Source organism: Shigella sp. FC1661 (assembly GCF_001712525.1).
GTDB lineage: Bacteria > Pseudomonadota > Gammaproteobacteria > Enterobacterales > Enterobacteriaceae > Escherichia > Escherichia coli.
Genome location: NZ_MDGW01000120.1, coordinates 1 through 6,870 on the forward strand (window position 1 = coordinate 1; position 6,870 = coordinate 6,870).

Annotated in this window: 6 protein-coding genes and 2 pseudogenes; 1 reads left to right on the forward strand and 7 read right to left on the reverse strand. The window is 54.0% G+C overall.

The window, feature by feature from the left end; translation table 11 throughout:
- Positions 1–47 precede the first annotated feature (47 nt).
- The 7 genes and pseudogenes from citT to citC form a co-directional block, all read right to left on the reverse strand.
- A pseudogene (citT, locus tag BFF42_RS08655) lies at positions 48–1,511 on the reverse strand (citrate/succinate antiporter CitT).
- A gap of 50 nt (positions 1,512–1,561) precedes the next feature.
- Complete coding sequence (citG, locus tag BFF42_RS08660; RefSeq protein WP_000062463.1) at positions 1,562–2,440, reverse strand: triphosphoribosyl-dephospho-CoA synthase CitG; 879 nt, start codon at positions 2,438–2,440, stop codon at positions 1,562–1,564.
- Entirely contained in the window at positions 2,415–2,966 is a 552-nt protein-coding gene (citX, locus tag BFF42_RS08665; protein WP_000550422.1) for a citrate lyase holo-[acyl-carrier protein] synthase, read from the reverse strand. Before citX ends, citG begins: the two co-directional genes overlap by 26 nt.
- Before the next feature lie 3 nt (positions 2,967–2,969).
- Positions 2,970–4,475 carry a citrate lyase subunit alpha gene (gene citF, locus BFF42_RS08670; protein ID WP_039060040.1) on the reverse strand — a complete coding sequence of 502 codons (1,506 nt, stop codon included), beginning with the start codon at positions 4,473–4,475 and terminating at the stop codon, positions 2,970–2,972.
- Between the two features lie 10 nt (positions 4,476–4,485).
- Positions 4,486–5,394, reverse strand: a complete 909-nt coding sequence (gene citE / locus BFF42_RS08675; RefSeq protein ID WP_000622357.1) for a citrate (pro-3S)-lyase subunit beta — start codon at positions 5,392–5,394, stop codon at positions 4,486–4,488.
- Entirely contained in the window at positions 5,391–5,687 is a 297-nt protein-coding gene (gene citD / locus BFF42_RS08680) for a citrate lyase acyl carrier protein (protein WP_000700700.1), read from the reverse strand. The genes citE and citD overlap by 4 nt, the downstream gene beginning before the upstream one ends.
- A 14-nt stretch (positions 5,688–5,701) precedes the next feature.
- Positions 5,702–6,658 (reverse strand): annotated as a pseudogene (gene citC, locus BFF42_RS08685) ([citrate (pro-3S)-lyase] ligase); the annotation flags it as partial.
- A 57-nt stretch (positions 6,659–6,715) separates the two neighbouring features.
- On the opposite strand from citC, the gene BFF42_RS08690 reads away from it, so the two are divergent.
- The coding region (locus tag BFF42_RS08690) for an IS1 family transposase (protein WP_001348782.1) at positions 6,716–6,870 on the forward strand (155 nt) is incomplete at its 3' end.

Here is a 6,870-nt window from a genome sequence, read left to right on the forward strand (position 1 = left end):
GCTTACCTGGCGGGCGTGATGATTTATTCAGCGTTTTGGCGAACGTATTAGTTCCACATGGCGAGAATCGGCCAGCCAACCAACAGCAACATAGAGATGTAAATCACCCCGAAGATTGCGCCAAGACGCCAGTAATCTTTTGATTTCACATAGCCACAGCCGTAAATAATCACCCCAGGACCGGTTGCATAGGGCGTCAGACAGCCCATGATACCGATAGACAGCACCAGCAGGATACACAGTTGTTCCATTGGTACGCCCGGAATACCTTTACCGACGGCCAGAATAACCGGCAGCATGGTTGCGGTGTGCGCAGACAGGCTGGCAAACAGGTAGTGTGCAAAGTAGAACACCAGAACCAGTACAATCACCGTTGCGTTTGGTGAGAATCCTTCCAGGTGCGTACTCATGGTACCGGCGAACCAGTCAATAAAGCCAGAACGAGTCAGGCCGTTAGCCATCACAACCAGAGTTGCCAGGTTGACCAGCGTGTTCCATGCGCTGTTATAGCGGGTAATATCTTTCCAAGGCACAACGTGCAGGGCCAGCATTAGCGAAACTGCCAGCAGACCAACTGCAGTAGCATTAATGACTTCACTGCCAAAAACCCACAAACCTAAGCTGAGCAATACAAGGCCAATCAGTGTCCACTCTCTGCGTGTCAGCGCACCCATGGTTTTCAGTTCATCACCCGCCTAGGTTGCCACTTCTTCACTGTGTGTGATTTCCGGTTTGTACAGCACGTAGGAAAGCCACGGCGCAATGATAAGCAAGATAACCCCAACCGGCAGGAAGCAGAGGAACCACTGCAACCAGCTAATCTGGATACCGGCAATTTTGCTGACGAACTCCAGACCCAGCACGTTTGGTGCCGCACCGGTGACAAACATGGACGAACTCAGACTGGTACTAATGACCATCATCCACATCAAATAGCCGCCAATATGACGCGCGGACGGATCGTTGGGGAATGATTTAAACAACGGCGGCAGGTTTTTAATGACCGGAAAAACCGTACCCCCGGTACGCGCGGTGTTGGACGGTGTAAACGGCGCCAGCAGAATGTCGATAATGACAATCGCATAACCCAACGTCAGCGTGCGTTTGCCCATGAATTTCACCAGGAAAAGGGCAATGCGAAGACCTAACCCGGAAACTTCATACCCTAATGCAAAAATAAATGCGCCAAATACCAGCCATACCGTGGTGCTGGAAAAACCAGCCAGACCCCATTTCAGCGCCTGTTTTTGCGCATTAAACGCTGGGTCAGCTAATTCTTTGGCATCAAAGAGCAGGTAATTACTGCCAATAATGCAAATAGTAACCGCAATAAAACTGATCGCTGTTGCCGGAATTGGCTCGAGGATCATGCCGACAATCATTGCCACAAACACAGCGAAGTAATGCCATGCCTGTGGTGGCATACCGTCGGGGACAGGGATAAGAAACATGACACCCATCACCACCAGTGGGGCCAATAGTTTCCATATATTATCTTTTGCTAAAGACATACGGGTTCTCCGAAAATTAATATTTCCAAATTTATCAAGTGCTTAAATAATTAAATCTGTGCTAAAAACCAGGTAAGGATCAGCAGGTCGGCACTGCCGCCTGGACTGAGATTTCGTTCGATACACTCCCTGTCGAACTGCCGGAGATAATCGAGATCGGCGAGGGTTCGAATGCCCCCTTTTTGCAATAATGTTTGCGCCTCGCGCTGTAGCCAGCGCAGGCCCCCCTCGCCACCGCGCGAAGCAACGTTGGTATCGCCGTTGATCGCCATCAGTAGGAGCAAGGTATCGAGCAATGCCAGTTCAGGATCTAACCCCTGATCCAGCAGAGTGAGGTAATGCGGCAAGGCGTGGTTGATCACCAGTGGATAACCCGCTTCGGCTTCACCGCGTGCGCCGGTAAGGGCAAGCTGCTGGTACAACCGTTGACCTGCCGTCAGTTGTGAATTATTGGTACGCAGTTCGCGATCGGTCAGGCCACGGCAGAAACTTGCCGCCGTAGAACAAACGGTTGTTGGCGTTAGCGACTGGTTGAGCTGAAGCAAACGGCCAATTGCCGCACACAGTAGCCCTAAAGAAAAAATGCTGCCCTTATGCGTGTTTACTCCCGCGGTGGCGCGGAACATATCACCTTCGCAAGCCATACCAATTGGGCGTAATCCGTGGAGTACCGCTTCTGGTGCCATTTCCGCACTACAGGCACCAAATTCAATGAAACGGGGTAGCCAGCCCTGAATCGCCAGCGCGCTGCGGTGGAAATCTTCCAGCGCCATATCTTTATGCGCACCGCAGTTAATGCGATCCACGAGACCTGGTTTCGGTGACAGATTGACTTCAGTCAGCATGGCGCGCCAGCCCAGCAGGGCGTACTCATCGATTAATGACGTCGCAAGCTTTGTGGTTTTAGTTGACGTTGCAGGCATCGACATCGTTCAGCAGTGCCTCCATGCGGTTGAGTAAATCGGTCAGTTGATGGGTTTTTCCACGCGCGCAGACGGCTGCGCTTTGCTCGCACAACAGGCAGCGGCGAGGCGGCAGTGAATAGTCGCGGCGGGAGAGAATTTCGCCTTCGGGCGTCAGGACATCGATATCCCATAACCGCCCGAGAGGATGACTATGTTCAAGCTCAATGGTGGCGAGCTTGAGGTCGCGAGCCGGGGCGGCAATGCTCAACATACCCTCCGGTCCGCTGGCGGAAACCAGTGCAGCCTGCTCCTGAATTTGCCAGCCCTGTTTTGCGGCTAAGGCACGCAAGGCTGTCACGCCATGATTAAAAATTCGGCGTGTGACCTCACTGTCTTTAATCGGCCCAGGCGCAACCACGGTAAAGGAGACCAGTGGAACAGGATGGCGCTTGAGCCAGACGTGTTGCCGTGCTTGCCTTTCATCCCGGCTGACGAGCAGCTCGGGAATTGACACCGCATGGTGGCTGGCGAGTTCAGGAAGCAGGTGCATGGCTTATTCCTTCACCTGATGTACAACATCGATCACCGAGCCATCGCGGTAACGCACAACGGCAACGACTCGGTCGGTGAATTCAATCGGCTGTGGTTCACCGGTCAGCAGACGCGCACGTTCACGCAGCCACTCAATGGAAACCACTTTAATGCCCGCTTCCGGCAGACGTTCTGCCAGCTCCGGACGTGCCGGGTTAACTGCGATACCGTGGTCTGTGACCAGAATATCGACACTGGAGCCCGGGGTGATGCAGGTCAGCACGTTATCCACCAGAGTCGGAATACGACCGCGTACCAGCGGCGCGACGATGATGGAAAGCGCAGAGGCAATCGCGGTATCGCAGTGACCACCGGAAGCACCACGCAGTACGCCGTCAGAGCCGGTCAGCACGTTAACGTTGAACTGGGTGTCAATTTCCAGCGCGCTCAGTACCACCACGTAGAGACGATCAACCGATGCGCCTTTCGAACCCCAGTTAGCGTACTGGTTGGCGCTGATTTCGATGTGATTGGGGTTACGGGCCAGCGATTGCGCAGCATGGCTGTCAAAGCTCTGCACATCCAGCAGTTTGCGGATCAGACCTTTTTCGTGCAGATCAACCATCGTTGCAGTAATACCGCCGAGGGCGAAGTCGGCGCGAATATCGCGGCTACGCATTTTGTCTTCCAGGAAACGGGTTACCGCCAGCGAAGCGCCGCCGGTGCCGGTTTGCATGGAGAAACCTTCTTTGAAGTAGCCAGAGTTGACAATCACATCCGCAGCGCTACGGGCAATAAGCAGTTCGCGCGGGTTAGTGGTCATACGGGTCGCACCAGCGCCGATTTTTGCAGCATCGCCAACGCGATCAACTTTGACGATCAAATCAACCTGATCTTGCTCAATGCTTGCCGGATTATGCGGATAAGGCAGCAGTTCTTCGGTAAGCATCACGACCTGTTTTGCGTTGTCGGCATCAACCATTGCATAGCCGAGGGAGCCACAGCAGGCTTTACCGGTGTAACCGTTGGCATTACCGAATTCATCACAGGATGGGACGCCGAGGAAAGCCACGTCGATATTCAGTTCGCCGCTCTGTACCAGATGCACACGTCCGCCGTGAGAGTGGATTTGCACCGGTTCCGCCAGTGGACCGCGCAGGCCAGAGGTATAAATGCGGGTAACCACGCCCTGGCGAATGTGTTCTACCAGCGGCGCATGGCAATCACTCAGGGAGCTGGAGGCCAGAGTCAGGTTTTTAAAGCCCATCTTCGCGATGACGCCCATCACCATATTGACGGTCAGGTCACCGCCACGGAAAGCGTGATGGAAGGAAACCGTCATGCCGTCCTGTAAACCAGAGCGATGAATCGCTTCTTCCAGGTTGGCGCACAGTTTGCGATCGCGCGCTTTTTCAGCCTGGTAGGTTTGCTTTGGTGAGTTCTGGAAAGCGGCAAGATCGCATTCAGCGCGACGATTCCAGGCCGCTACCCGTTCTTGTCGTTGAGATTGTTCAATTTTCTGCGTCATTTTGATTGCCTTATTCTTCGCGGATGCCGGAAAGTTCTGCACGGGAGAGCACCAGACGGGCGCGATCGATAACCGGACCGTCCACCATCTTGCCGTTCAGGGAAACCACGCCGAGGCCTTCGCGAGCGGCGGCTTCAGCGGCTTCTACGACGCGGCGGGCGTGATCCACTTCTTTCTGGGTCGGTGCGTAGAGGTTGTGCAGCAGATCAATCTGACGCGGGTTGATCAGCGATTTGCCGTCAAAGCCCAGCTGTTTGATGTGGGCGGCTTCTTGCAGGAATCCGGCTTCGTTGTTAGCGTCGGAATAGACGGTATCGAACGCCTGAATACCCGCAGAGCGCGCGGCCTGCAAAATGGAACAGCGTGCGAACAGCAGTTCAGTTCCTTCCGGGGAGCGTTCTGTACGCAGGTTGCGCACATAGTCTTCTGCACCTAGGGCGATACCGATCAAACGCTCGGAAGCGTGAGCGATTTCCACTGCGCGGGTAATGCCCAGCGGAGATTCAATCGCCGCCAGCAGGCCGGTGCTGCCGGGTTCACGACCACAGGCTTTTTCGATACGCAGGATCTCTTTTTCAATATCCAGAACATCCTGAGCGGTATCGGTTTTCGGCAGACGCACAACGTCCGCACCACCGCGAACGACGGCTTCCAGGTCGTTAACACCCCATTCGGAATCCAGCGCGTTGACACGCACAATGGTTTCAATATCGCGATACAGCGGATGTTGCAGCGCGTGATAAACCATGCGGCGGGCGGTGTCTTTTTCACGTAATGCCACGGAGTCTTCGAGGTCAAACATCAGGGCATCAGCCGGGTAGATGAAGGAGTTGCTGACCATCGCGGCATTGGCACCAGGCACAAACAACATGCTGCGGCGGGTGCGAGTTTTACGTTGTTGCAGCGAAGCGGAAATCATTGGCAATCCTCCCATGGCAGAGTCGGGATACCGCTGGCGCGTGCCAGCAGGGCTTCCAGTCGTGCACGTAAAATGCAGTCCAGTGTGCCTTTGTCATCGACATTCAGCTGTACGCCGCGCACGTTGTAGTGGGCGAGAACGTCCAGAATGGTGGTGCGAATTGCATCGCCAAACTGTTTCTCAACGCTGCTGTTGATTTGCAGGTCGATATCCTGCGTATCGAGTGGGGCGATGCGTATCATCACATCCCCAGACTCAAGGGTGCCTGCAACGGCGGGCTGGTTTATTTTCATTTTTCACCTGTTTCTCATGCGGGGGGCTTTTGACGAGCTGCCGCGTCCTGGCGGGAGTGCTCAAGCAGGTTCTGCAAATAATGCAGCGTGACTGCAGGGACCAGCGGCGCGATAGCCGTGAGATCGTTTTTCGCCAGCAGTTGACGTACCCGGGAAGCGGATATCGGCATCTCCTGGTAACGCAGCCGCTCAATTTCAACCAGTTCGATGGGCGGTGCGGAGATAGTCGGCGTTTTCAGCCAGTAGCGCATATCCTGGTTGTACTGGGCGGTAACGCGACAAAAGGGTTCAGTACCGACAAAGCGGTGAGTTACACCCAGTGCGGGAGCGAGGTACTGACGGAAAATCTTCAGATCAATTTCGGTGTAACAATGGTTAATGACGCTCTGTTCTTTAATGAAGTAGCAAGGGAACGTAGCGCGGGAGATGATGTATTCGGAGCCGCGATGCACAGTCAGGCGTGGAATATCGGCGGTGCCTTTTAACACCAGATCCAGCCGGTCTTCATAGGGGAAGCGTGAAGAATCTTCTTTGACTAAAAACAGATGCAACCAGTCGCACTGTGCCGCAGCTTGTTGAATCAGATAACGGTGACCATTCGTAAAGGGATTGGCGTTCATCACAATGCAGCCAATCTTGTTCCCTGGATGACGAAATTTTTTCAGCGATTCGGCATAGCGTTTCAGTCGCGTGGCGCTGTTTTCCATCAGCACCATCACGCCGGGTACGCTGGTCAGCGTGGAAAAACCGCACTGGCGGAACAGCGCCTCGTATTCGGTTTTGGTATAAATAAACAGATGCGTGCTGTGCCGCTCATAGGCGAGGTTTATCAGTTCAGTGGCTAATGTCAGCGCCAGTCCTTCACCGCGAACGGATTCACTGATAGCAACGCATTTAATAATATTTCCGGCAATTCCACCGCACGCGATAAGCTTTTCATCGCGGGTTACGGTAATAAATACTTCGACTGTGGGGTAATGCTGCCAACTTACTGATTTAGTGTATGATGGTGATTTTAAGGTGCTTGCATGGCTTCCATTTCCATCAGATGTCCTTCCTGCTCCGCTACTGAAGGCGTGGTGCGTAACGGCAAAAGCACTGCCGGACATCAGCGCTATCTCTGCTCTCATTGCCGTAAAACATGGCAACTACAGTTCACTTACACCGCCTCTCAGCCCGGTAC